Source organism: Oleiphilus sp. HI0067 (assembly GCF_001635735.1).
Genome location: NZ_LWFI01001088.1, coordinates 24,282 through 50,465, shown reverse-complemented (window position 1 = coordinate 50,465; position 26,184 = coordinate 24,282). Strand labels below are relative to the sequence as shown.

The 26,184-nt window shown below is 45.1% G+C and carries 18 protein-coding genes; 15 read left to right on the top strand and 3 right to left on the bottom strand.

Annotated elements, in window-relative coordinates; translation table 11 throughout:
• Nucleotides 1-83: 83 nt before the first annotated feature.
• Nucleotides 84-1,349, top strand: coding sequence for a malic enzyme-like NAD(P)-binding protein (locus tag A3739_RS15360; RefSeq protein WP_068475349.1), 1,266 nt, complete (start codon nucleotides 84-86; stop codon nucleotides 1,347-1,349).
• 105 nt (nucleotides 1,350-1,454) lie between these two features.
• Here the strand turns inward: A3739_RS15360 and A3739_RS15355 are convergent, their stop codons facing one another.
• Nucleotides 1,455-3,968: a penicillin-binding protein 1A gene (locus tag A3739_RS15355; protein ID WP_068475351.1), complete on the bottom strand. Its 2,514-nt coding sequence runs from the start codon at nucleotides 3,966-3,968 to the stop codon at nucleotides 1,455-1,457.
• Nucleotides 3,969-4,149: 181 nt separating this feature from the next.
• Between A3739_RS15355 and A3739_RS15350 the strand changes: the two genes are divergently transcribed.
• The 13 genes from A3739_RS15350 to radA all read left to right on the top strand — a co-directional run bounded on the left by A3739_RS15350 (nucleotide 4,150) and on the right by radA (nucleotide 22,515).
• The gene (locus A3739_RS15350; protein ID WP_068501971.1) at nucleotides 4,150-5,214 is read left to right on the top strand and encodes a pilus assembly protein PilM; all 1,065 of its coding nucleotides are present in this window, start codon (nucleotides 4,150-4,152) and stop codon (nucleotides 5,212-5,214) included.
• On the top strand, nucleotides 5,214-5,777 hold the full coding sequence (locus tag A3739_RS15345) for a PilN domain-containing protein (protein WP_068475355.1): 564 nt from the start codon (nucleotides 5,214-5,216) through the stop codon (nucleotides 5,775-5,777). The genes A3739_RS15350 and A3739_RS15345 overlap by 1 nt, the downstream gene beginning before the upstream one ends.
• A 2-nt stretch (nucleotides 5,778-5,779) precedes the next feature.
• Nucleotides 5,780-6,427: a type 4a pilus biogenesis protein PilO gene (locus tag A3739_RS15340; protein WP_068475357.1), complete on the top strand. Its 648-nt coding sequence runs from the start codon at nucleotides 5,780-5,782 to the stop codon at nucleotides 6,425-6,427.
• Nucleotides 6,424-6,966, top strand: a complete 543-nt coding sequence (locus tag A3739_RS15335) for a pilus assembly protein PilP (protein ID WP_068475359.1) — start codon at nucleotides 6,424-6,426, stop codon at nucleotides 6,964-6,966. The genes A3739_RS15340 and A3739_RS15335 overlap by 4 nt, the downstream gene beginning before the upstream one ends.
• Before the next feature lie 20 nt (nucleotides 6,967-6,986).
• Nucleotides 6,987-9,092, top strand: a complete 2,106-nt coding sequence (locus A3739_RS15330; protein WP_231876585.1) for a type IV pilus secretin PilQ — start codon at nucleotides 6,987-6,989, stop codon at nucleotides 9,090-9,092.
• Between the two features lie 111 nt (nucleotides 9,093-9,203).
• A complete protein-coding gene (gene aroK / locus A3739_RS15325; protein WP_082878442.1) occupies nucleotides 9,204-9,758 on the top strand; it encodes a shikimate kinase AroK in 555 nt (184 codons plus the stop codon).
• Nucleotides 9,759-10,841 (top strand): 3-dehydroquinate synthase, encoded by a 1,083-nt coding sequence (aroB, locus tag A3739_RS15320; protein ID WP_068475361.1) that lies wholly within the window; start codon nucleotides 9,759-9,761, stop codon nucleotides 10,839-10,841.
• Nucleotides 10,842-10,863: 22 nt separating this feature from the next.
• Nucleotides 10,864-12,444, top strand: coding sequence for an AAA family ATPase (locus A3739_RS15315; protein WP_068475363.1), 1,581 nt, complete (start codon nucleotides 10,864-10,866; stop codon nucleotides 12,442-12,444).
• Nucleotides 12,445-12,647: 203 nt separating this feature from the next.
• On the top strand, nucleotides 12,648-17,096 hold the full coding sequence (gltB, locus tag A3739_RS15310) for a glutamate synthase large subunit (protein WP_068475365.1): 4,449 nt from the start codon (nucleotides 12,648-12,650) through the stop codon (nucleotides 17,094-17,096).
• Between the two features lie 38 nt (nucleotides 17,097-17,134).
• Nucleotides 17,135-18,553 (top strand): FAD-dependent oxidoreductase, encoded by a 1,419-nt coding sequence (locus A3739_RS15305; RefSeq protein WP_068475367.1) that lies wholly within the window; start codon nucleotides 17,135-17,137, stop codon nucleotides 18,551-18,553.
• A 79-nt stretch (nucleotides 18,554-18,632) separates the two neighbouring features.
• Nucleotides 18,633-19,697, top strand: a complete 1,065-nt coding sequence (gene hemE, locus A3739_RS15300) for a uroporphyrinogen decarboxylase (protein ID WP_068475369.1) — start codon at nucleotides 18,633-18,635, stop codon at nucleotides 19,695-19,697.
• Between the two features lie 105 nt (nucleotides 19,698-19,802).
• Entirely contained in the window at nucleotides 19,803-21,146 is a 1,344-nt protein-coding gene (locus A3739_RS15295; RefSeq protein ID WP_068501968.1) for a hypothetical protein, read from the top strand.
• 1 nt (nucleotide 21,147) lies between these two features.
• The gene (gene radA, locus A3739_RS15290) at nucleotides 21,148-22,515 is read left to right on the top strand and encodes a DNA repair protein RadA (protein WP_068475373.1); all 1,368 of its coding nucleotides are present in this window, start codon (nucleotides 21,148-21,150) and stop codon (nucleotides 22,513-22,515) included.
• An 8-nt stretch (nucleotides 22,516-22,523) separates the two neighbouring features.
• Here the strand turns inward: radA and A3739_RS15285 are convergent, their stop codons facing one another.
• Both A3739_RS15285 and ettA read right to left on the bottom strand, forming a co-directional pair.
• Nucleotides 22,524-22,904 carry a PilZ domain-containing protein gene (locus A3739_RS15285; RefSeq protein WP_068475376.1) on the bottom strand — a complete coding sequence of 127 codons (381 nt, stop codon included), beginning with the start codon at nucleotides 22,902-22,904 and terminating at the stop codon, nucleotides 22,524-22,526.
• An 82-nt stretch (nucleotides 22,905-22,986) separates the two neighbouring features.
• Nucleotides 22,987-24,648, bottom strand: a complete 1,662-nt coding sequence (gene ettA, locus A3739_RS15280) for an energy-dependent translational throttle protein EttA (RefSeq protein ID WP_068501965.1) — start codon at nucleotides 24,646-24,648, stop codon at nucleotides 22,987-22,989.
• Nucleotides 24,649-24,914: 266 nt separating this feature from the next.
• Here ettA and glyA point away from each other — a divergent pair, with 266 nt between their 5' ends.
• Nucleotides 24,915-26,180, top strand: coding sequence for a serine hydroxymethyltransferase (glyA, locus tag A3739_RS15270; RefSeq protein WP_068478619.1), 1,266 nt, complete (start codon nucleotides 24,915-24,917; stop codon nucleotides 26,178-26,180).
• Nucleotides 26,181-26,184 lie beyond the last annotated feature (4 nt).

Sequence of the window (26,184 nt, the reverse complement as noted above, 5' to 3'; positions counted from 1 at the left end):
AGTGTGAGTAAGCTCATAAGCGTTTCGCTTTTGAGAGAAACATAAAAAGGGCATTGCCCAAATTTTTAAAACGGTACACTGTAATGGCAGACGATTTAAAACAAGCAGCACTCGATTATCACGCGCAACCACGTGCAGGTAAGATCAGTGTTGAAATCACTAAACCAACACTAACTTCACGTGACCTTTCTTTAGCATACAGCCCAGGTGTTGCTGAGCCGGTACGTGCTATTGCTGAAAATCCAGAAAACGCATACAAGTACACAGCAAAGGGTAACCTTGTTGCTGTTATTTCTGACGGTTCTGCGATTCTTGGTTTAGGTAACCTTGGTCCATTGGCTTCTAAGCCTGTAATGGAAGGTAAAGGTGTATTGTTTAAGCGCTTCGCAGGTATTGATGTATTTGATATCGAAGTAGATTCAGAAAGCCCTCAAGCGTTTATTGATACAACAAAACGTATCGCAAACACTTTTGGTGGCATCAACCTGGAAGATATCAAAGCACCAGAGTGTTTTGAAATTGAGCGTATCCTTCAAGAGCAGTGCGAAATTCCAATTTTCCACGATGATCAGCACGGTACTGCAATCGTAACCGCTGCAGGTATGATCAACGCACTTGAGCTTCAAGGTAAGAACATTGAAGATGCTAAAGTTGTATGTCTAGGTGCGGGCGCTGCAGCAATCGCATGTATGAAAATTTTGATTTCTTGTGGTATGAAGCAAGAGAACATCTTCATGCTTGACCGTAAAGGTGTGATTCACACTGGTCGTGATGATTTGAACCAATACAAAGCGATGTTCGCAAACGATACTGACAAGCGTACGCTTTCAGATGCTTGTGATGGTGCTGACGTGTTCGTTGGTCTTTCTGGTCCAGACCTTCTTTCTGTTGAAGATTTGAATCGCATGGCTCCAAACCCAGTTATCTTTGCATGTTCAAACCCTGATCCAGAGATCCAGCCTGAAACAGCGCTTGCTGCACGTGATGATCTAATCATGGCGACTGGTCGTTCTGATTACCCGAACCAGGTGAACAATGTTCTTGGTTTCCCATTCATCTTCCGTGGAGCGTTAGACGTTCGTGCTAAAGCGATCAACGAAGAGATGAAAGTGGCAGCGGTTCACGCAATCAAAGATCTTGCTAAAGAGCCAGTTCCTCAAGACGTTATCGATGCTTACGGTGGTGAGGCGCTTGAGTACGGTAAGGACTACATCATTCCTAAGCCGCTTGACTCCCGTTTGCTTGGCGCTGTATCAGCAGCCGTAGCGAAAGCAGCTGTTGATTCTGGTGTTGCGCGTTTTGGTTACCCAGAGCACTATCCATTGAGCACTGTTGATGACATCAAGTAATCAATAGTCGTTTCAAAAAAGCCGCATCTAAGTATGCGGCTTTTTTTTGTTCAAGAATTGAGGACGAAGCCATGATGAGTAATTCGATCAGCTAAATCGAGGTGCTTAGAAAATATCCTCAGGGCGAGCAGTACTTTCGCTCGGAGTGGTGACGAACTGATCTAAGCTCGGCGGAGTTGCCCGCTCTTCTTCAGGTTTGTTTTCGTTTCTAAAGTATTCAAACAGTGTTTGTTCTGCATATGATGTCCGAAGGCCTGTCTTGGCGTTGATCTTAACGCTAATAATGCCTTCCGGTTGTGCTAAGTGTGCAGCAGGAGTGTCAGCCAATGCGTCTTTCATAAAATCCATCCAAATTGGTAGCGCGGCTCTAGAGCCGTACTCTCTGCGGCCAAGTGTCTCTGGATTGTCAAAACCTACCCATACACTCGTTGCGACCTCAGTGTTAAAGCCCGAGAACCAAGCATCTTTTTGATCGTTGGTCGTTCCTGTTTTGCCGCCAATGTCGGATCTTTTGAGCGCAGAAGCGCGTCGACCAGTACCTTTTTTAATTACGTCTTTCATCATTGAGTGAAGAATAAATACCGCGCGTGCATCTGCAATGCGAGGAGCGGGCTTGAAGCTTTCTTTAGTCAGCCCGTCTTCAGTGCTTGCGTCATTTTCTTCTTCCGCTGCGTTTTTCTCTACCATACAAATTTTATCGCAAACAACATAGGGATCAGATTTGTAAAGTGTTTCACCTTTGCTGTTCTCAATATGAGTAACCAAATATGGCTCGATATAATGACCGCCATTGGCGATCATTGCGTATCCGGCGGCTACATCGATAGGTGTAATACCTGCGCTACCTAGAGCGAGTGAGAGGTCTTTAGGCAGGTCTCGCTCGTTGAAGCCAAATTTTGTGATGTGCTTGAGTGTCGGCTTGATTCCCATGCTTTTGAGTAAGCGAATCGATACAAGGTTTCGAGAGCGATAAAACGCTTCTCTTAGTCTTGTGGGGCCGTAAAATTTGCCACTCGAGTTTTCTGGTCGCCACGATGTCTCTAAGTTTTTGTCATTAAAAACTAAGGGTGCATCATTGATGAGTGTTGCGGCTGTATTCCCTTCTTCAAGCGCGGCTAAATAGATAAATGCCTTAAAGTTTGAGCCAGGCTGACGTTTTGCTTGAATCGCACGGTTGTATTTGCTCATTCTAAAGTTGTAGCCACCACTGAGCGCGAGAATTGCACCATCTTCTGGGCGCAGAGATATAAGCGCAGATTGTGCTTCAGGGCTTTGCTCGAGTATATAAGGTAAGCGCGGAGCTTCAGCTATCTCACCTGAAACGTCAGCGTTTGCTTCTGTAGGGGTATCTTCTGATGGTGTTGCTTCAGCGCTAAGGGCGCTGACCTCGATAATGTCTCCAATTTTGAAGTGCTCGCTTAAGTCAGTTGGAGCTTTACCCACTCTATTAATGTTGATGAATGGCGCTGCACGCGATGCATTTGCTATATCGATAACACCTTCTTCGCCAGATAGCGTGAATAGTTCAATAGATTCTGGCTCTATTCCTGTAATGACTGCTGGAGTAAAGCGCGTTTTAGCAATGTAATTGCGTAGTATCTGTTTCTTTGTAACATCATTTTCTTCGCCTGTTAGTTCTACATGGTCCAGTGGCTCACGGTATCCATGACGTTTGTCGTAGTCATCAAGCCCTTTAACTACAGCATTTTGGGCGCTTGCTTGTAATTCGCTGTCTGTCGTGACGTAAACATTGAGCCCTAGTGTGTAAGCTTCAGAACCAAAGAGTTCAACTGCTTTTTGGCGTGCCATTTCTGCAACATATGGTGCGGCCAAATCAGGTTGAATGCCATGGTAGCCAGCGGTTAGTTCTGAGTTTTTTGCTTCTGAATAATCTAGGCTAGAGATCATTTTAAGCTCTAGCATGCGGCTTAAGATCCAATCTCGACGAATTTTGGCGCGATCTGGATTCACGATAGGATTGAATCGAGAAGGTGCTTTTGGCAAGCCTGCAATCATTGCACTTTCTGCCAAGCTAAGTTCATCGAGGTTTTTCCCGTAATACACTTGCGCAGCTGCTTTTACGCCGTAAGCGCGATTACCTAAATATATTTTATTGAGGTAGAGCTCTAGTATTTCGGGTTTTGTTAAAGCTTGTTCTATCTGAATCGCTAGGAATATTTCGTTGAATTTTCGAACAAAGGTGCGCTCGCGTGTTAGGAAGAAGTTTTTGGCAACCTGCATTGTGATTGTGCTGCCGCCAGTTTTAATTCGACCAGATTGAATTAGTTGAGCTGCCGCACGCCCTAAGCCAATAATATCGATGCCTCCGTGCTCATAAAATCGATTATCTTCAGCAGCAATAAATGCGGAGGTTAATGTGGTCGGAATTTCAGAAATATCGACCGGACTTCTTCGCTTTTCTCCGAATTCAGCAATCTTTTTATTGTCGCTGGTATACACCCGCATAGGGGTTTGTAATTGAGTGTGTTTTAGTTGTGCTGCATCAGGTAGCTGAGGCGCGAGATACAAATAAAACGCACTCAACAAAATTCCAGCGCCGCAAATCGCTGCGGCAGTACACCACGCAAAAAAGGTGGAAAGTCTCACAAAACGAGCCATGTTTTTCCTAGCAGTTTATGAATATAGGTCTATTATCTTAGAAATAGCTTTAATTTTAGGCGGTAACTATTATACGTCTATTTTGAGTGCTTTTAGTAAAGAATTGTACTGTGTGTGCTTGGTCAAGACTCTCCTATAACAAGTCGGCCACACTCATGTCGATTTAGATGGTAGGATTTCTGTGTTTGGATTATTCGGGAAAAAGAACGACATCGTTTTAGGTGTCGACATTAGCTCTTCTTCCGTTAAGCTTTTAGAGCTGTCAAAGAGCGGCGACAAGCTTAGGGTCGAGAGTTATGCTGTGGAGCCTTTGCCGGCAAATAGCGTCGTTGAGAAAACGATCAATGATGTTGAGCAGGTTGGTGAAACGGTTAAAAAGGTGCTCGCGAAGTCGCGTAGTAATGTGAAGTTTGGTGCTGTAGCGGTAGCAGGCTCTGCTGTTATTACAAAGACGATTCAAATGAGTGCAGAACTTAATGACCAAGAACTTGAGGATCAGATTTCGGTCGAAGCTGATCAATATGTTCCTTATCCGCTCGATGAAGTTTCGATTGATTTTGAAGTGATTGGCCCTTCCGAAGACAATGCAGATCAAGTCGATGTCTTGCTCGCTGCTTGCCGTAAAGAAAACGTTGAATTACGTGAAGATGCCCTCGAAATTGGTGGGCTTATCAGTCGAGTCGTTGATATTGAAGCGCATGCAGTTGAGCGTGCCTTCGGTCTTATCGCTTCCCAAATGGAAGATTCTCCAGAAGAGCAAACTGTGGCAGTTGTTGATGTTGGTTCAACCATGACAACGCTAAGTGTGCTCGCCGAAAATACTACCGTTTATACCCGTGAACAATTGTTTGGTGGACGTCAGCTGACGGAAGAAATTCAGCGTCGTTACGGTTTGTCGTATGAAGAAGCTGGCCTGACGAAAAAGCAAGGCGGTTTGCCGGATGACTACGAACGTGAGGTGCTTGAGCCGTTCAAAGAAGCTGTTGTTCAACAAGTGGCTCGCTCTTTGCAATTCTTCTTTGGGTCTAGTCAATACAACGAAGTTGATTATGTAGTACTTGCTGGCGGTGTTGCTTCCGTTCCAGATCTTGCTGAAATGATTCAAGAGAAGGTTGGGATCAAGACAGTCGTAGCAAATCCATTTTCAGATATGACGTTGAACTCAAAAGTAAATGCCTCAGCTCTGAGTAATGATGCGCCGGCATTAATGATTGCTTGCGGTTTAGCGATGAGGAGTTTTGACTGATGCCAAGTATTAACCTACGTCCGTGGCGCGAAGAACTCCGAGCCAAACGACAAAAAGAATTTATCGCAATGCTTGTTGCTGTGGCTGTTGCAGCTGGTGGCCTTTTCTTTCTTTGGAATACGCAAGTTAGTGGCATGATTGCAGAGCAAAAAGCACGCAATTCCTACATCAAAACATCGATGGCTGTGCTTGATAAGAAGACCAAAGAAATTGCGGAACTTAAGGAGAAACGTGAGCAGCTTCTAGCGCGTATGAAGGTCATTCAAGACTTACAAGGTACGCGTCCTGTTATAGTGCGCGTTTTTGACGAGTTAGTTAAAACTCTCCCAGAAGGGCTTTATTACACAAGTCTTGATCGCAAGTCTGCACAAGTAGATATTCAAGGTGTAGCTGAATCGAATAATCGAATTTCGGGCCTTATGCGAAACCTTGAAGGTTCTGAGTGGTTCTCTAATCCAAATCTAAGAGATGTGAAAGCGGCTAAAGGCGGAGCCCAAAGCGCCTTCGATATGACAGTTGCGCAGGTTACACCTGTCTCTGAGCAAGACGATAAAGGAGAGTAGTTGTGAGTTTTGCAGAACAGATGGAAAGCCTGAAAAATTTCGATATTAATGATCTCGACTTTAATAATGCAGGTTCTTGGCCGATACCAGTAAAAGCGATTGTATTGGCACTCGTATTTCTCCTTATTCTAGGTGGTGGATATTGGTTCATGATTAAAGACCAATATGCAGCATTGGAGCGTGTTGAGAATGAGGAAGTCACGCTTAAACAACAATATGAAAGCAAAGCTTTTAAAGTTGCTAATCTCGATGCATATCGTCAGCAGATGACCGAAATGGAAGAGTCTTTTGGTGCTTTGCTTAAGCAATTACCTGCAGACACTGAAGTTCCTGGCTTGCTTGAGGATATTACGAATACTGGTTTAGGTACTGGTCTAGAAATCAATAGTATTGGCTTAAAGCCGGAGGTTTCTAGAGAGTTTTATGTTGAGCTTCCGATCGATATTTCTGTGCGAGGCACTTACCACGATATGGCTGCGTTTGTCAGTGGTGTGGCTGCTTTGCCGCGAATTGTGACGCTACATGATTTTGATATTAAGCCAGCTGGAAAAGGTGGTGCGGGTGATTTGACGATGAACATTTCTGCTAAGACGTATCGTTACAACCCAGATCAAGGCGGTAAAAAGAATAAGAAGAGGAAGAAAAAATGAGTAGGGTATTAGTTTCTTCTATCTTGCTGGCAAGCGCTTCGTTACTCACTGCATGTGGCGGAAACGAAGGTTATGCAGATTTAGACTCTTTCATGAAGTCGGCTGATGAGAAGCCGGCTGGGCGTATTGACCCATTACCTGAAATGATTATTTATGAGTCATTCAAATATTCAGAAGCGGGCAGCCGTTCTCCTTTTGCGGCTCCCGTTGAAGAGGTTGATGTTGGTGTCGAAATCGCAGAAGACCAAAGCAACATCAAGCCAAATTTTGATCGTCCTAAAGAAATGTTGGAGTCATTCCAGCTTACTCAGTTGAGAATGGTTGGTACTTTGCAAAAGCAGGACTCAGCCACACTTTGGGCTCTGATTTCTGATAATTCTGGCGGAGTTCATCGGGTTCAGGAAGGTCAATATATGGGCAAAAACCATGGCCGTGTGGTAGCAATTCAAGAGGCTGGAATTAGTCTGATTGAGATTGTGCCGAACGGGAATGGTGGTTGGATTGAGCGTCCACGCTCTGTAACGCTGGAAGATATATAGTGATTGGGAGCGTGCGAATAGTGAAACAAATAAATGAAAAAGTTAAAACATCTAGAGTTTTTGGGGCAATGAAAATGTTTGGTCAGCCGAAATTAGCGTTATCTTTGTTCATGGCAATGTTCATGTCCGCGGCCAATGCGGCAGTATTACAGGATGTGAAATTTGCATCGATGCCGGGTGATACAGTTGAGATTGTTCTGAGCTTTGATGAGCCTCCTGCAGAACCAAAGATCTTTACGATTGGTCAGACTGCAGACATCTCAATTACAGTTGATGGCGCAACAAATGGTTTGGATAAGCGTTATCACGAGCTTGGTCTCGGCAACGCTCACCGTATGACGGTGATCGAAGCAAAAAATAATGCGGGCCAAGCTGTTACACGCTTTGTTGTTGATCTAAATTCCATGGCACCTTACACCAGTTCTGTTGAGGGTAATGATCTGATTTTGAAGATTGGCTCAGCCGCAGCTGAAAATTCATCAGCTGAAAGCGATGCGTCAGTTAGTCAGTCTGCTTCAGGGAATGGTATTACAGCGATTGATTTTCGTCGCGGTGAGAAAGGCGATGGTCAAGTCATTATTGGTCTAGCGAATCCATCTGCTGATATCGACATGAGTGAAGTAGGTGGCAACATCCAGCTGTTGATCTCTGATGCAGAGCTTCCGGAAAGCCTTCGTCAGCGTTTAGATGTTGTTGACTTCGCAACACCTGTTTCACGTATTGAGTCTTACATTGAAGATGGTAAGGCCAAAATCGTGATCAAGCCTACCGGCAATTATGATTACTTGGCGTATCAAGCTGACGATCAGTTTGTTGTAAGCGTTGAGAAAATTACTGAAGACGAAGTAGAAGAGCGTCGCAAAGAAAAATTTCCTTTCACAGGCGAAAAGCTCTCTCTTAACTTCCAGAACATTGAAGTTCGTGCAGTATTGCAGTTGATTGCTGACTTTACTGGGTTGAACTTGGTAGCGAGTGACACTGTTGGCGGTAGCATTACTTTGCGTCTGCAAAACGTGCCTTGGGATCAAGCGCTTGAGTTAGTGCTAAAAACTAAGGGTTTAGATAAGCGCATGACAGGTAATGTTATGCTTGTTGCGCCAGCTGAAGAGATTTCAGCGCGTGAAAAACTTGAAATTGAGACGAATAAGCAAGTTGCAGAGTTAGCTCCGGTTCGTTTGGAAATTATTCAAGTCAATTATGCAAAAGCATCAGATCTCGTTTCATTGTTGCAGCAGGATGAAGAGTTGATTTCTGGTCGAGGTTATATTTCATCAGATGAGCGTACTAACACGATTAGTGTGCGAGAAACTGCGGATAAATTGAATCAGATCCGTACTTTGATTGATACCTGGGATATTCCAGTGCGCCAAGTGCTGATCGAAGCACGTATCGTTCGTGCACGTTCAAATATTACTGAAGAAATGGGTATTACTTGGGGTGGCGGTGGCCGTGACCAAGATGGCGATACCTTCTGGCGTTTTGGTGGTTCTCAAAATACTCTTGGCGAGTTAACAACTACCAATACTGTTACATTCCCAGACGCATTGGCGGTTGATCTAGGTGTGACACGTACGAATGCTTCATCTATCGCCATTGGTATTGGCAATGGCGATTACTTGCTTGATTTAGAATTGTCGGCATTCGAGGCCGATGGCAAAGGCGAAATCGTTGCTCAACCAAAAATTGTAACGGCGGATCGCCAAACGGCAACGATTAAGTCTGGTGAAGAGATTCCTTACCAAGAAGCAACTTCTTCTGGGGCTGCCTCTATTGCATTTAAAGAGGCTGTATTGTCTCTTGAAGTAACGCCGCAAATTACTCCTGACGATAAAATCATTATGGATCTGAAAGTAAATCAGGATGATCGTGGCCAAGAGACTGCTGGTGTGCCAAGTATCGCGACTAATGAACTAATTACTCAGGTACTTGTTGGCAATGGTGAAACTATTGTCCTAGGCGGTATCTTCCAGTCGGAGGAATCTACGACAGTAACTAAGACACCGTTCCTGGGTGATATTCCTTACCTAGGTAACCTGTTTAAAAAGACGCAAAACATTAATGAGCGTAGTGAGTTGCTAGTGTTTATTACACCTAAATTGATCAAAGATGGTTTGATTGATCAATAATCGTGGCACACTGAAAAAGCCGAGCTAAATAGCTCGGCTTTTTTTTGTCTGAATGTATCGTTCCTTGTTATCAAACGGTGTTAAACTCAAACTTTTTAAGCAGTTTTTTCAATGGCATACAGAACAAAGAAGCCCTTAGTTGTATTGGTTGGGCCAATGGGGGCGGGAAAGACAACAATAGGTAAATTGTTAGCGACAGAGCTTTCCTACGAGTTTATTGATTCCGATAAAGAGATTGAGCAGCGATCTGGTGCAGATATTCCTTGGATCTTTGATGTTGAAGGAGAGGAAGGTTTCCGCAATCGGGAAGTGGCTGTTATTAAAGATTTAGCTCTAGAAAGTCAGGTGGTATTAGCAACAGGTGGTGGCGCGGTAATGCGTCAGGAGAATTGCGATCATTTGACCCGCAATGGTTTTATTGTGTACCTCAATACCTCTGTTGAGCAGCAGTTTTCGAGAACCCATAAGGATAAAAACCGACCTTTATTGCAAGGAGGAGAGGACCCTAAGCAAGTCTTAACGGACTTGATGGCTCTTCGTGATCCAATTTATCGTGAGGTAGCGGATTTTGTCGTGGAAACAAACAAAAAGTCGCTGCGTTTAATTGTTAAAAGTATTGTGCGTGCATTAGAGCAAAGTGACGGCATCGCAGCAGAGGAAGAATAAGTGTCAGATACGGTAGATATTTTAAACGTTGATCTTGGTGAAAGAAGTTACCCTATCTATGTTGGCGCGAACTTATTGAGTGACGCTTCGTATTTTACAAAGCATATACGTAGCAAGAAAGTCATGATCGTTAGTAATACGACAGTGGCTCCATTATATGAAGATAAGCTTCGTGCAGCTCTGACCGATTTTGATGTGGATAGCGTGATCTTGCCGGATGGAGAGCAGTATAAAAATTGGGATACCTTAAATCTAATCTTTGATGCATTACTTGAGAAGAAGCATTCCCGTAACACAACGTTAATTGCTTTGGGTGGCGGTGTTATCGGAGATATGACAGGTTTTGCAGCCGCGAGTTATCAGCGTGGAGTTGATTTTATTCAAGTTCCGACAACCTTATTGTCTCAGGTCGATTCATCGGTCGGGGGAAAGACGGCTATTAATCACCCGCTCGGTAAAAACATGATAGGTGCGTTTTATCAGCCAAAAGCCGTTGTAATCGATACTGCTAGTCTGTCCACCTTACCTGAGCGAGAAGTGTCTGCAGGCTTGGCAGAAGTAGTTAAATACGGATTGATTCGTGATTTGCCATTCTTTGAGTGGTTAGAAAAGCATGTGTCCGATATTCGAGCGCTTGATGAAGCAAGTCTGCGTTACGCTATTTTGACCTCCTGTGCATGCAAGGCGATTGTTGTTGAGGAAGATGAAACAGAAGGCGGTGTTCGTGCAATTTTGAATCTTGGGCATACCTTCGGCCATGCTATTGAGACGTTTTCAGGTTATGGAAATTGGTTGCACGGTGAGGCTGTTGGTGCAGGTATTGCAATGGCCGCGCATATGTCTAAGTTGCTGGGGTGCCTATCAGAAAGCGATGAAGAGCGGATTCTGAAAGTCTTGAATGATTGTGCTTTACCGATTCGAGGCCCAGAAGTCATGTCAGCTCAGGATTATCTCGAACTGATGTCTGTTGATAAGAAAGTGTTAGATGGTACTTTGCGTCTAGTGCTCATGGACCGCTTAGGGTTTGCGCGAGTGACAGATGATTTTGAGCATAGTACGTTGTTGAAAGTTCTTCCAAATTAGCCTTGTAGAAAAGGGATAATCAATGAGTCAGGCGCATTTTTTATCGATTGCCAAACGTCTCTGTGTAGATGATGCCGCCCTGTCGGCGCAATTGTCGGAAGGGCAAGGTTTTTTCTTTAAAGGTGCTCAACGCCAACATCAACTAGAAAGTGTTCGTCATTTAGCTTGCTTTGGTGACTTACTGCTTTGGCTTCATGCTCCTAAAGGTTCGGGTAAGACGCATTTGATTGATCAAATCCATGCTGAACTAAAATCTGAACTGAATTTGATTTCTATTTCCGCTGAGGCTGATATGACTCCGGCGGATATTGTTCAAGCTATTGCTGATCAAAGTGCCATTTTTGCCTCACCTTCTGAAAATGTTGAATCGTTGTTGGTTCGCTGTCGCGAGAGTTACAAGCAGCTTTATCGAGAGAAAGGTAATCGTACATTGATTACGATTGATGATGCTGAACATCTTTCTCAAGCCTTATTGAAAAGTTGTATTGACACATTGGAGTTGCCTCAATCAGATACCTCTGTTGTGCTGTTGTTGGCGTCTACTTCAGAACTTGCTTGGTTGTCCGCTAATTATGGTGATGAGTCGGTTCATGCATTTGGCTTGCCCCTTTTATCTGTTGAAGAGGTAAAAGCATTCATCGAGCAAGGTTTGTCTAGCGTAGGTTTTAGCTCGACTCTTTCTATTCCTGAAGCATCGGTAGAGCGTTTGCATATAAAAACCCAAGGTCTAGTTTCTGAGGTTCAAAGGCATATGGGGGCAGTGTTATTTAACTCGACTGATGACGCAGTCGTGGTTGAGTCACAACGTTCCCAGCCGAGACTACCTGCGTTTGCACTAGTTACTATTGTGTTGATCTTGATGGCTTCATTTTTATTTGTCGCGCAGCAGCACAATTTATTCTCGGGTATGGCGCAGCAAGAGTTTGCTAGTGAAAGCGTTGTGATAGATGAAGAAGCTCAGCGTGAGCGTTTAGCTCGATTGGATGAAGCGTTGCGACAAAGTGAGAAGTTTGATGTGGTGCAAGAAGCGGTAGTTGTTGAGAATGAATCTTCGCTAGCTGTTAATGAGACCTTGGCGGCTGAAAATGTAGCGAGTGATGATTTGCTAGAGACAAAAGAGTCTGCCAAAGAGGACTCTGATTTAGTCGGGTCGAAAGGTGCGCAGTCTGACGATCCAGTCCTAGCGAATGAAAAGAATAACGATGCAGCTGATACTGATTCAGGCGTCACTGCATTAGAGTCGAGCGTGAAGCCTGAGTCTGAGGTTGTTCGGACAAGCACGGAAAATCTTGGTACTGATATGCCTGAAGATAAAGTCATAAAGGTATCGGTGAAAAAAAGCCAAGAAGATTCTTCAGTATTTGGTGGCGCTAATTACACGCTTCAGGTATTGGGTTCTTATAATGAGTCAACAGCGCAGCGTTTTGTAGAGTCGAACCAACTTCCAGATTTATATTATGTGCGGTCGACATACAAAGGTAAGGCGTGGTTTGTGGTGCTTTATGGTCGTTTTGAATCTGCTTTCGATGCGCGATCGGCAGATTTGCCAGATGTTGTAGCGTCACAAAAACCTTGGGTTCGCAGTGTAGACGGGCTGCGCTAATCTTTTTGAGTTCTATAAGCTTCTGTTTGCTTGTATAAATATTGAGCAGTTAGCTTCCTTTCTTCGAAAATCTCTTGTTATAAAATTTGTTAAGACGCATTGCTGTGTGTAAAATGTCCGACCCCAATTTTCTTAGTCGTACATTTTAGGCAGAGTTGTTGGTCTAAGTGTATGAAATTACTAGATGTTTTAGAGAGAATGCTATGGCAGCAGGTTTGTTCCGCCCAGAAGAGTTTCGTGATAACTGTGGTTTTGGGCTCATTGCGCACACAGAAGGTGCGCCTAGCCATGCTTTGTTGGAAACAGCAATTGAGTCGCTCACATGTATGACCCACCGCGGTGGTATCGCGGCAGATGGCAAAACAGGTGACGGTTGTGGTTTGTTATTACAAAAGCCAGATTCATTTTTACGCAAAGTCGCACAAGAAGAATTGTCACTGACTTTAGGTGATCAATACGGCGTAGGCATGATTTTCTTGCAGCTAGATGATGAGCGTGCAGCGCAGGCGCGAGCGACATTTGAAGCTGCCTGTGCAGACGAAGGTTTAAACGTTAAAGCATGGCGTGTTGTGCCAACTGATAATGCTTGTTTAGGTCGAATGGCTCTAGATTGCTTGCCACAGATAGAGCAAGTTTTTGTTGAAGCGAACGATGATATTGATGAGCAAGCGTTTGGCTTAAAGTTATTTGTCGCCCGTAAAAAGATTGAGCGTGCGTTAAGTCAGGAAGAAGACTTTTACGTTTGTAGTTTGTCAGATCAGGTTATTTCGTACAAAGGCTTGATGATGCCTGTCGATTTGCCGAACTTTTACCTTGATCTTGGTAACGAAGCGTTAGAGACGGCGATTTGTGTTTTCCACCAACGCTTCTCTACCAACACAATGCCAAAGTGGCCATTGGCTCAGCCTTTCAGATTTTTAGCGCATAACGGTGAGATCAATACAATTGAAGGTAACCGTAATTGGGCTCTAGCACGTACGAGTAAGTTCGAAAGCGACAGACTTCCTGACTTAGCTTCTATTGCGCCGTTGGTTAACCGCACAGGTTCTGACTCATCAAGCATGGACAACATGCTCGAGCTATTACTGACGGGTGGCATGGATCTTTTCCGTGCGATTCGAATGATGATTCCACCGGCTTGGCAAAATGTCGACACGATGGATGCAGATCTGCGTGCTTTCTATGAATTTAACTCCATGCACATGGAGCCGTGGGATGGCCCTGCAGGCCTAGTTACGACAGACGGTCGTTATGCTGTGTGTTTGCTAGATCGTAACGGTCTACGTCCGAGTCGTTGGGTTGTTACTAAAGATGGTTTTATTACAGTAGCATCGGAAATCGGTACCTATGCTTATAAGCCTGAAGATGTTGTTGCGAAGGGTCGAATTGGTCCTGGACAAATCTTAGCGATCGATACGAAGACCGGCGATGTATTGCATACAGACGACATTGATCAGCGTCTTAAAGAAGCCAAGCCTTACAAGAAGTGGTTGCGTGAAAACGCTCAGCGTCTTGAAACGCGCTTGAAGAGCTCTTCGCCTGCGTTTGAACCAATGCCTTCGGATGAGTTGAAAACGCAAATGAAGATGTTCCAAGTGAGCTTCGAAGAGCGTGATCAAGTTTTACGTCCACTAGGTGAGGCGGGACAAGAAGCAGTAGGTTCGATGGGTGATGATACGCCAATGGCTGTTTTGTCACAGCGCGTTCGCTCCGTTGCCGATTATTTCCGTCAAAAATTTGCACAGGTTACGAATCCTCCAATCGATCCTTTGCGTGAAGCGATTGTTATGTCGCTTGAAACCTGCATCGGTTCGGAACGAAATGTATTTGAAGAGTCTCCTGAGCACGCTAAGCGTATTATTTTAACTACGCCTGTTTTGAGTCCAGCTAAGTTTGCTGCGATTTTAGACAATTCTTTAGGTTTTGGTTCAGCGACTGTTTCATTGCAATTTGATCCTGAACAAGGCCTGAAAGCAGCGATTCAAGATGTGTGTGAAAAAGCGGCACAAGCTGTTCGTGATGGCTCAGTGATTGTTGTCTTGTCGGATCGAGACATTGAAAAAGGTAAGTTGCCAATCAATGCATTCATGGCTACAGGTGCAGTGCACCACTACCTGGTTGAGAATGGCTTGCGTTGTGATGCCAACATCGTTGTTGAAACTGGTTTTGCACGCGATTCACACCACTTCGCGGTATTGTTTGGCTTTGGTGCAACCGCGGTGTATCCATACCTTTCTTATCAAGTGTTGAATGACTTGATCGAGAGCGGCGAGATGTTGATGGATCCAATCGAGGCGAAAAACAACTATCGTAAAGGGATTGGTAAAGGCCTTCTTAAGATTCTTTCTAAAATGGGAATCTCAACGATTGCGTCTTACCGTGGTGCTCAATTGTTTGAAGCAGTTGGTCTTTCTGACGATGTGGTTGATCTTTGTTTCAAAGGTGTGGCGAGCCGAATTCAAGGTGCGAGTTTTGCGAATTTACAAGCTGAGCAGTCATTGCTTGCGAATGAGGCTTGGAAAGCGCGTAAATCAATCGAGCCGGGTGGTCTTCTCAAATATGTACATGGCCAAGAGTATCATGCCTTCAATCCTGATGTTGTAAACACGGTTCAGCGTGCGGTTGAGAGCGGCGATTATGGTGTTTACAAAGAATACGCAGACTTAGTGAATAATCGTCCTGCTGCTACATTGCGTGATATGTTTGGTTTGAAGCAAGGTATTTCTCCTATCTCCTTGGACGAGGTAGAGCCAGTTGAAAATATCTTCCCGCGTTTTGACTCTGCAGCGATGTCTTTGGGGGCGTTGTCTCCTGAAGCACACGAAGCATTAGCTGTTGCGATGAACACTCTAGGTGGCCGTTCTAACTCTGGTGAGGGTGGCGAAGATGTCGCGCGTTATGGAACTGTTAAACGTTCTAAGATCAAGCAGGTTGCTTCGGGTCGTTTTGGTGTTACACCGCATTATCTAAGCAGTGCTGAAGTTATTCAGATTAAAGTTGCTCAGGGTGCAAAACCTGGTGAAGGTGGTCAGTTGCCTGGCGGTAAAGTCAACGACTTGATCGCAGAGCTTCGTTATTCTGTACCTGGTGTGACGTTGATTTCTCCTCCGCCTCATCATGATATTTATTCTATCGAGGATCTGGCTCAATTGATCTTCGACTTGAAGCAGGTTAATCCCGATGCGCTTGTCTCTGTGAAACTTGTTTCTGAGCCAGGTGTCGGGACGATTGCTGCTGGTGTTGCAAAAGCTTACGCTGACTTAATCACTATTTCGGGTTACGACGGTGGTACTGCTGCTAGTCCATTGACCTCTATTCGTTATGCAGGCTCTCCTTGGGAGCTAGGCTTGAGCGAAGCACATCAAACGCTTCGCGGTAACGACTTACGTGGTAGCGTTCGTTTACAAACAGATGGTGGTCTTAAAACGGGACTTGATGTTGTAAAAGCTGCGATGTTGGGTGCTGAGAGCTACGGTTTCGGTACAACGCCGATGGTGGCTCTAGGTTGTAAATACCTCCGTATTTGTCACTTGAATAACTGTGCAACAGGTGTTGCTACGCAGAACGAAAAACTGCGAGAAGAGCACTTTAAAGGCACTGTCGAAATGGCGATGAATTTCTTCCGCTTTGTGGCTGAAGAAACGCGTGAATGGATGGCTAAGTTAGGTGTTCGTAGTCTTGAAGAGCTCGTAGGCCGCACAGATCTTCTCGAAGCATTAGAAGGCTCGACTGACAAGCAGAAGCAACTCGATCTTAGCGCTATTTTATCGGATGGTGGGGTAGCAGAAGATAAGCCGCACACCTGCGAAGTCGTGCGTAATGAGCCTTTCGATCAAGGCTTGTTAGCGGAGCGTATGGTTGAGGAATTGCTTCCAAGTATTGAAGGTAAAAAGGGCGGTGAATTTAGTTTCAACGTGACTAACTGTGACCGTTCAGTTGGTGCTCGTCTGTCTGGCGAAATCGCTAAACGTCACGGTAACCAAGGTATGAGCGAACAAGCAATTACGCTCAAGCTTAATGGTACTGCAGGCCAGAGTTTTGGTGTGTGGAATGCTGGCGGCCTGAACATGGATCTAGAAGGTGATGCAAACGATTATGTCGGTAAAGGCATGACCGGCGGTCGTCTTGTGATTCGTCCGCCAGTAGGAAGTGTATTTAAGACTCAAGAAACGTCTATTGTCGGTAACACCTGTTTATACGGTGCAACCGGTGGTGAGATGTTTGCTGCAGGTACTGCTGGTGAGCGATTTGGTGTACGTAACTCCGGTGCTGTAGCAGTAGTCGAAGGTGCTGGTGACCACTGCTGTGAATATATGACTGGCGGTCAAATTACCGTGTTGGGTAATACTGGCTACAACTTTGGTGCTGGTATGACGGGCGGTTTTGCGTACGTTCTAGATCAGGACAATAGTTTCGTTGATAAGTACAACCGCGAGTTGGTTGAGATCCAGCGAGTTTCATCTGAAACAATGGAGCCTTATCGCAATCACTTGCGTGGCGTCATTCAGGAACATGTTGCTGCAACAAACAGCGCATGGGGTCAGGAAATTTTAGATAACTTCGATGATTTTATTACGCGTTTCTGGTTAGTAAAACCAAAAGCAGCAAGCTTGCAAACGCTTCTAAATAACGTCAGAACACGCCCTGAGTAAGGGCGTATCGTCGAAGATTATGCTTAAAGAGGTAAGAAATGGCTAAGCGTTTAGATAATAACTTCCAATTTATTGAAGTTGGCCGTTGTGACCCCAAGAAGGTTCCAATGGTTGATCGAACGGAAGGTTTTGGCGAAATTTACGAGACATTCCAGTCAGAAGAAGCTGCTGAGCAATCACATCGTTGTTTGTCATGTGGTAACCCATACTGTGAATGGAAATGTCCGGTACACAACTTTATTCCAAACTGGTTGAAGTTGGTGTCAGAAGGCAACATTTTAGAAGCGGCTGAATTGAGTCATCAAACGAACTCACTTCCTGAAGTATGTGGTCGCGTATGTCCTCAAGATCGTCTTTGTGAAGGTGCTTGTACTCTGAATGATGGCTTTGGTGCCGTCACGATTGGTTCCGCGGAAAAATACATCACAGACACTGCATTTGCGATGGGATGGCGTCCTGACATGTCTAAAGTTGTCTGGACTGACAAAAAGGTCGCGATTATTGGTGCCGGTCCAGCGGGTTTGGGCTGTGCTGATATTCTAGTGCGTAATGGTGTTAAGCCTGTTGTGTTTGATCGTAACCCAGAAATTGGCGGCTTGCTGACGTTTGGTATTCCTGAGTTCAAACTAGAAAAGAACGTGATGTCTTTGCGTCGCGAAGTGTTCACTGAGATGGGCGTAGAGTTCCGTTTGAACGTAAGTGTTGGCGAAGACGTGACTATCGATGAGCTGTTAGCTGAATACGATGCGGTATTTATGGGAATGGGCACCTATTCATATATGAAAGGTGGTTTCCCTGGTGAAGATTTGCCAGGTGTTCATGATGCCCTTCCGTTTTTGATCTCGAACGTAAATCGTCGCCTTGGTTTTGAGAAAGCGCCAGAAGATTTCATTGATATGAAAGGCAAGCGTGTTGTCGTCTTAGGTGGTGGTGATACCGCAATGGATTGTAACCGTACCTCTATTCGTCAACAAGCTGAGAACGTAACGTGTGCGTATCGTCGTGACGAAGAAAATATGCCTGGCTCTCGTAAAGAAGTTCAAAATGCGAAAGAAGAGGGTGTGCAGTTCTTATTTAATCGTCAGCCAGTCGCTATTGTGGGCGAAGATAAGGTTGAAGGTGTTAAGGTTGTTGAAACCAAACTAGGTGAGCCTGATGAAAATGGTCGCCGTCGCCCTGTGGTAATTGAGGGTAGTGAAGAAATTTTGCCTGCAGATGCTGTTTTGATTGCATTTGGCTTCCGCCCAAGTCCTCCAGACTGGTTGAAGGGTGTTAGTGTTGACGTGAATAGCTGGGGTGGTGTTGAGGCGCCGGAAGCCGGTGAATTTGCGTTCCAAACAACTAATCCTAAGATCTTTGCTGGCGGTGACATGGTGCGCGGATCAGACTTAGTTGTAACAGCGATTGCTGAAGGTCGAAAAGCGGCAGAAGGTATCTTGGACTACTTGGACGTCTGATATCCGTTGCTGGTTGAAAAGGCACGGCATTTTGCTGTGCCTTTTTTGTTTAGAATCAATTTAGAGAACTATCAAAAAGATGACGCAACTTAAGAACGATCGATTTTTAAAAGCCCTTTTAAGAGAGCCTGTTGATGCAACGCCAGTGTGGATGATGCGTCAAGCTGGTCGTTATTTGCCTGAATATCGTGAGACGCGCGCACAAGCGGGTGATTTTTTGAGTTTGTGCAAGAACAAAGAGCTAGCGTGCGAGGTGACTATTCAGCCTCTAGAGCGCTATGACTTAGATGCGGCAATCTTGTTTTCAGACATTTTGACGATTCCTGATGCGATGGGCTTGGGACTATATTTTGAAACTGGCGAAGGGCCGCGGTTTAAGAAAGTCATTCGTACAGAGCAAGACGTGGCATCGCTTAAGGTTGTTAATACCGCTTCAGACTTGTCGTATGTCACCGATGCAGTGACTGAAATTCACGGTGCGTTATCTGGGCGTGTTCCTTTGATCGGCTTTTCCGGATCGCCTTGGACCTTGGCGACCTATATGGTTGAGGGTGGTTCTTCGAAAGATTTCCGACATATTAAAGCGATGATGTATCGCGAACCTGAAACTCTTCATGTTCTATTAGATGTGCTTGCAGACTCTGTCATTGACTATTTGAATGCGCAAATCGATGCAGGTGCTCAAGCTGTTCAGATTTTCGATACATGGGGCGGGAATTTAAGTGATCAAGCCTACCTCGATTTCTCTCTTGCTTACATGCAAAAGATTGTGGCGGGTTTGAAGGCGGAAGCGCGTGGTTTGCGTGTACCATCGATCGTATTTACGAAGGGTGGTGGTCTGTGGTTGGATCAAATCGCTGACTGCGGTGCGAATGCGCTAGGGCTTGATTGGACGATGAATATTGGGCGAGCTCGCGCTATGGTGGGTGATCGCGTCGCGTTACAAGGTAATATGGATCCTAGTGTTTTATATGCTAAGCCAGAGCAAATTAAGGCTGAAGTTGCCCGGATATTAGGGGACTTTGGTGCGGGCAATGGACATGTGTTTAACCTCGGACACGGTATTCATCAGTTTGTAGACCCCGCGGCGCCGAAAGTCTTTGTTGATGCGGTGCATGAATTGAGTGCGCAGTACCACGTTTAAGCGTCTTGAGCGTTTGCTGCGTCACAAATGTGGTGGCGCAGCGTTTATCCTACCTCACGCATATCTTACAATTTTGTCTCACATTAAGAATAACTAGGAAAGTTCATGAGTCGTCTTGCACGAGCCTTTTTATATTCTTTGACTGTTCTCGTTGTAGGATGCGGGGAGTTTATCGTTGATGATCAGGATTTTAGCGATAATCGAAGAACGCTCGACATAACCAATGATAATGCAGAAGCTTACCTGTGGTCTTCTTACCAAATTATCTTTTCACCACTTTATTTTGCGCGTTTACATGAAATGCTTGATGCGCGTGACTTCAATGATGTTCAGTCTGGCTCTGTTGCATGCCCAGGAGGAGGAAGTGCAGTTGTTAATTTCCCTAATGCTTCTGGGGGGCGATATGAAGAGAGCGATGATTTCTCGATAAACTACACCGCTTGCTTTAATGCGACTGGTGCACAGTTGAATGGTGAGGTTTCAGGAAAGTATAAAGAAACCGAAGGCTACAATAAAACGTTCGCGACCGACCTGACTGTTGCTCAATGCATTACTAACTTAGAACTAGATGAAAAAATCGATGCTGATCGATATGAGTTAATTGATGATCAAGCATCTGGCTTAATTTTTGATAAGCAAGGCGCACGTTTATTTGTGCGTTACATGGAACAAGACCCTCAAGACGATCAGTTAGCAATCGAGAAGAGAGTTGAAGAGCTCTCACTTGATCAGATTGCAGTAGTGGTTAATCGTTCAGCGACAGATTTTGATTCTAGTTTTGAAGAAGACGGTGCACGAGTTTTTGTTGTCGAAGATGGTGTTCAAGAGCAAATTGATTGTGCTTATTTTAATCGCTTTGTCGACATTACACTTAAAGACTTGACTGTTGATGCACAAGGGATTACCCATAGCTTGTCGGGCAAATTAGAGCTCTCAAATTCTATGGGGGTCAAAGGCAATATCAATGATGAAAGGCCTGAATTAACGACGCGAGATGACCTTTTTTACGCTCTTAAAGGTGATATTTCTAGCGAGATTGATTTAGTAAATCTTAATGAGAGTTATTCAATCGACGGCTTGGACTGGGGGATGAGATTCGGCTCAGCTGATGATTCTTCGTGGTCTGCAACATTTAATACTGAAGTTGTTAGTTTGATTGATGGAGCGATCTTTGAGGTTGCAGTTACAACTAGGTCGCCTTTTGGCGGAGTGTTAGGTCAAGATAATCCGACTGAGCAAGGTGGCATTATTACTCTAGAGGGAGTTGATGATGAAGCAGCTGCTATTCGTATTTTAGGAGCTTCTGCAATTTCGGTCGTTATTGAGGCAGAGGGAGATCAGAATGGTGATGGTCGTTCTGATCAGACATCGCCAATTTTCAACGTTACATGGAATGACTTTTTAGATCGTAACTTCGTGCGTCCTCCTGTGGAAAATATTATTCGTTAGTATGCCTAAATCTAAAACGGCTTATGTTTGTACTGAGTGTGGTGCAGACTTTTCAAAGTGGCAGGGACAATGCCCAGAATGTGGTGAATGGAATACCGTTCAAGAAATTAAGCTCTCATCAGCCAAAACTTCCCGCTCTTCAGCTAAAAGTGTGGGGTATGCAGGCGCTGCTGCAGAAATTAAATCTCTCAGTGCGATTGATCTGAAAGAGCAGCCTAGATTTAGCTCGGGTATCGGAGAGTTTGATCGTGTTTTGGGTGGTGGTTTAGTTCCGGGTTCTGCAATTTTAGTTGGTGGTCATCCTGGTGCAGGGAAGAGCACGTTACTTCTGCAGACGATGTGTTATCTAGCAAATCGTTTACCCGCACTATATATCACCGGTGAAGAATCTCTTCAGCAAGTTGCGATGCGTGCTAAGCGCTTGGAGCTGCAGGCAGATGATCTCAAAATGTTTTCAGAAACAAGCATTGAGAGTATTGAAGCGACGGTACAAAGCGTTCAGCCTAAGGTCTTAGTGGTTGATAGTATTCAGGTGATGTTTAGTGAATCACTGGATTCTGCTCCGGGAAGCGTCTCTCAAGTCCGCGAATGTGCTGCGCGTCTAACACGTTTAGCTAAGCAAACGGGTATGGTGCTTTTTTTAGTTGGTCACGTCACCAAAGAGGGAGCGATTGCTGGTCCAAAAGTATTGGAGCATATGATCGATTGTTCGATCATGTTGGAAGGCTCGAGTGATACACGCTACAGGACTTTGCGCGGAATTAAGAATCGTTTTGGTGCAGTGAATGAATTAGGCGTGTTTGCCATGCAGGAAAAAGGCTTGGCTGAAGTTAAAAATCCAAGTGCCATTTTTCTAAATAGGGGTGAAGAAGCGTCCCCTGGTAGTGCTGTTACGGTTCTTTGGGAAGGTACGCGTCCTCTGCTTGTAGAATTGCAGGCCTTGGTTGATGAGAGTCAAGGTTCTTACCCGAAACGCGTTGCTCTGGGCTTGGATCAAAATAGGGTCTCCATGTTATTAGCGGTGTTGCATCGCCATGGCGGTCTTCATTGTGGTGATCAAGATGTTTTTGTCAGTCTCGTAGGCGGCGTGAAAACATCTGAAACGAGCACTGATTTAGCATCGCTCGCATCTATCGTCTCAAGTTTTCGTGGTGTGAATTTAGCGCGTGATGTCATCATGTTTGGCGAGGTAGGGCTTTCTGGAGAAGTACGCCCTGTCGCAAGTGGCCAAGAGCGTATCCATGAGGCGGCGAAACATGGCTTTAAATTAGCTTATGTTCCGTGGGGTAATCGCCCCAGAGAGGATGTGCCTGGAATGAAGGTCGTACCTGTCAAAACGCTTGATGAGTTTCTTAAAAACGTCTTTTAGTTTGCTCGTTAGTGCGTTTCGCTTAACGCGCTCAGTTCGCGGTGCAGAAGATCTTCGTCTGCTAAGTTGAGCTCTACGAGTCTTTTTAAATGCGTCATGCTGTCGATATCGATATGGTCGCAGGCAAAACCTAAGGCGTTGTCGTGCTCATTTGAAAACGAAAGTATCATGTTAATGCACTGCTCGTTTCCAGCGAGTTTGATGCTAGCTTCAAAGGTATTGTCTTTGTTCATCAAAAAACCCTCTGGCTTTCGAATCAATACGCCCTTCAGTGAAATGTCTTGCACACCGCTCGTCCATTCCAAACCTTCTTGACTCAAGGTGCATTCGGCATTGAATAAAATTCGGCTGAATTGACGACGTTCTTGCTGTTCTTGTAATTGTGACATGCCTTTTCCTAGGATGAGTGCGAGGACTAATGCGCACTTACTTTAGATTTAAGTTTAAATCCTAGCAAGTGCGCAGCACTTATTATGCGAGTTTCTTATAGTTGAGGCGTGTCGGCGTTTTCGCAAGCTCACCTTTTCTATCTTTGAAGTCTGCTTCGTATTCTGTGTAATTGCCTTCAAACCAGACAACCTCACTATCACCTTCATATGCAAGAATGTGTGTTGCAATACGATCTAGGAACCAGCGATCGTGCGATATGACAATCGCACAACCTGGGAAGGCCAGCACAGCTTCCTCTAGTGCGCGCAAGGTCTCAACATCTAAGTCGTTGGTAGGTTCGTCAAGCAAAAGAACATTCGCGCCTTGCTTTAAGGTGTTTGCCAAGTGTAGTCGATTGCGTTCACCGCCAGATAATTCACTCACGCGTTTTTGCTGGTCATTGCCGCGGAAATTAAAACGGCTGATGTAGGCGCGTGATGGCGTTTGGTAGTTGCCGATCGTGATCATATCGTTGCCGTCGCTTACTTCTTCCCAAACAGTTTTGTTATTGTTTAGGTCGCGAGTCTGCTCGACATATCCGAGTTCAACTGTTTCACCAAGACGAATCGATCCTTCATCTGGCTCTTCAATGCCGGAAAGTAGTTTGAATAGTGAAGACTTACCCGCGCCGTTGCCGCCAACGACACCTACGATACTGCCGGGAGGAACTGAGAAGCTTAGATCTTTAAATAATAGTTTGTCGCGATATTGCTTGCAGACACCATCAAGTTCGATAACAACGTCGCCCAAGCGTGGCCCAGGTGGAATATATATTTCCATGGTCTCGTTGCGTTTTTGTGAGTCTTGCGAATTAAGCTCTTCAAAGCGCTGAAGACGAGCTTTGCTTTTTGCATGGCGGCCTTTTGCGTTGCTTCTAACCCATTCGAGTTCAGACTTAATGCTGCGTTGGCGAGCGTCTTCTTGTTTCTGCTCAATTTCGAGACGTTTCTCTTTTGCTTCAAGCCATTGTGAATAGTTGCCTTCAAATGGAATGCCGTGGCCGCGGTCTAATTCAAGAATCCAGCCTGCGACGTTATCAAGGAAGTAACGGTCGTGAGTGATGGCGACGACGGTGCCAGGGTAATCGTGTAAGAATCGTTCAAGCCAAGCCACACTTTCGGCATCAAGGTGGTTAGTTGGTTCATCAAGCAGCAGCATGTCTGGTTTCGAGAGAAGAAGGCGGCAAAGCGCTACACGACGTTTTTCACCCCCAGAAAGCGTTGCAACATCCGCATCCCATGGCGGTAAACGCAAAGCATCCGCAGCAACTTCTAAGGTGCGTTCGAGATTATGGCCATCTCCTGTTTCGATAATAGCTTCAAGCTTGGCCTGCTCCGCTGCCAGTGCGTCGAAATCAGCATCTGGTTCGGCATACTCGGCATAGACTTGGTCGAGACGCTCTAGAGCATCTTTTATTTCACGTAAACCGTCTTCTACATTTCCGCGTACATCTTTTGATTCGTCAAGTTGCGGTTCCTGCGGTAGATAGCCAACGTTGATGCCAGGTTGAGGACGAGCTTCCCCCGTGTAGTCTTGATCGACACCTGCCATGATTTTAAGGAGCGTTGATTTACCTGCGCCATTCAGGCCAAGAACACCGATTTTTGCGCCGGGAAAGAATGAAAGAGAAATGTCTTTTAGGATCTCTCGTTTAGGAGGGACAACTTTCCCTACTCGGTTCATGGTAAACACATATTGTGCCATGCAATTGCTCCTAGATTTTGTTCAGTATCGTGGGCTGGGCTGCCTCGAAGAATATGACGCGCACACTAGCGAAAAACCTGAAATAACGCAACGAAAGTGCATTTTTGACATCGAGATACGACCGCGGCCTATTTTAGACGCTTTCAAGCGATTAGGTCTCATAAATATCGTGATGTTGCAGGGAAAATCATTTAAACTGCGCGCTTTTTAAACTAACCCGAATTTGTTCAGGGTTTGCCGTAGTTAAGAAGACCAAGAGGCATAGTATGTTCAAGCAAGAAATGACCATCGCTGGATTTGATGATGAACTGTTGTCGGCAATGGATGCAGAAGCAAAAAGACAGGAAGATCATATTGAATTGATTGCTTCAGAAAATTACACCAGCCCTCGTGTAATGGAAGCGCAAGGATCTTACCTTACTAATAAATACGCCGAAGGCTACCCAAGTAAACGTTACTACGGTGGTTGTGAGCATGTTGACGTAGTCGAGCAGCTAGCAATCGATCGTGCAAAGGCATTGTTTGGTGCGAAGTACGCGAACGTTCAGCCTCATTCAGGTTCACAAGCAAACGCAGCGGTATTTATGGCTCTTTGTCAGCCAGGTGACACAATCCTTGGTATGAGCTTGGCGCATGGTGGTCACTTAACGCATGGCGCGGCGGTTAGTTTTTCAGGCCGAATCTACAATGCAGTTCAATATGGCTTAAACGAAGCAACTGGTGAGATTGATTACGATCAAGTTGAGGCTCTTGCGCGTGAGCACAAGCCTAAAATGATTATCGCTGGTTTTTCAGCCTATTCTCTTGTTGTTGACTGGAAGCGTTTCAGAGCAATTGCAGACGAAGTGGGTGCGTACTTGTTTGTTGATATGGCGCATATAGCGGGTCTTGTTGCTGGCGGTGTTTACCCAAGTCCTGTTGGTATTGCAGATGTCGTGACTACAACGACGCATAAAACGCTACGAGGCCCTCGTGGTGGTTTGATTTTGGCAAATGATGACGAAGAGCTGAACAAAAAGCTGAACTTTGCCGTCTTCCCTGAAAGTCAGGGTGGACCATTGATGCACGTGATTGCTGCGAAAGCAGTGTGCTTCAAAGAAGCGATGTCAGAAGAGTTTAAAACATATCAGCAGCAAGTCGTTAAAAATGCACAAGCGATGGTTTCTGTATTTTTAGAGCGTGGCTACAAAATTGTGTCTGGCGGTACTGATGACCACCTCTTCTTGCTTGATTTGATTGATAAAGATGTAACGGGCAAAGACGCTGACGCAGCATTAGGTCGTGCTCACATTACAGTAAACAAGAACTCGGTTCCAAACGATCCTCGTTCTCCATTTGTAACGAGTGGATTGCGTATTGGTACGCCAGCTATTACAAGTCGAGGTTTTCAGTCGAAAGATTGTTCTGAATTAGCTTCATGGATTTGTGATGTGATTGACGCGTTAGTTGCCAATCCAGAGGACGACTCTGTCATCAACGCAACACGCGAAAAAGTGCAAGCAATTTGCTCGCGTTTGCCAGTTTACGCATAACTGT

What these genes read in the sequence shown, in the direction of transcription:
- A3739_RS15360 (WP_068475349.1), top strand. Translation starts at nt 84, where the DNA reads ATGGCAGACGATTTAAAACAAGCAGCACTCGATTATCACGCGCAACCA.
- A3739_RS15355 (WP_068475351.1), bottom strand. Translation starts at nt 3,968, where the DNA reads ATGGCTCGTTTTGTGAGACTTTCCACCTTTTTTGCGTGGTGTACTGCC.
- A3739_RS15345 (WP_068475355.1), top strand. Translation starts at nt 5,214, where the DNA reads ATGCCAAGTATTAACCTACGTCCGTGGCGCGAAGAACTCCGAGCCAAA.
- A3739_RS15335 (WP_068475359.1), top strand. Translation starts at nt 6,424, where the DNA reads ATGAGTAGGGTATTAGTTTCTTCTATCTTGCTGGCAAGCGCTTCGTTA.
- aroK (WP_082878442.1), top strand. Translation starts at nt 9,204, where the DNA reads ATGGCATACAGAACAAAGAAGCCCTTAGTTGTATTGGTTGGGCCAATG.
- A3739_RS15315 (WP_068475363.1), top strand. Translation starts at nt 10,864, where the DNA reads ATGAGTCAGGCGCATTTTTTATCGATTGCCAAACGTCTCTGTGTAGAT.
- gltB (WP_068475365.1), top strand. Translation starts at nt 12,648, where the DNA reads ATGGCAGCAGGTTTGTTCCGCCCAGAAGAGTTTCGTGATAACTGTGGT.
- A3739_RS15305 (WP_068475367.1), top strand. Translation starts at nt 17,135, where the DNA reads ATGGCTAAGCGTTTAGATAATAACTTCCAATTTATTGAAGTTGGCCGT.
- hemE (WP_068475369.1), top strand. Translation starts at nt 18,633, where the DNA reads ATGACGCAACTTAAGAACGATCGATTTTTAAAAGCCCTTTTAAGAGAG.
- A3739_RS15295 (WP_068501968.1), top strand. Translation starts at nt 19,803, where the DNA reads ATGAGTCGTCTTGCACGAGCCTTTTTATATTCTTTGACTGTTCTCGTT.
- radA (WP_068475373.1), top strand. Translation starts at nt 21,148, where the DNA reads ATGCCTAAATCTAAAACGGCTTATGTTTGTACTGAGTGTGGTGCAGAC.
- A3739_RS15285 (WP_068475376.1), bottom strand. Translation starts at nt 22,904, where the DNA reads ATGTCACAATTACAAGAACAGCAAGAACGTCGTCAATTCAGCCGAATT.
- ettA (WP_068501965.1), bottom strand. Translation starts at nt 24,648, where the DNA reads ATGGCACAATATGTGTTTACCATGAACCGAGTAGGGAAAGTTGTCCCT.
- glyA (WP_068478619.1), top strand. Translation starts at nt 24,915, where the DNA reads ATGTTCAAGCAAGAAATGACCATCGCTGGATTTGATGATGAACTGTTG.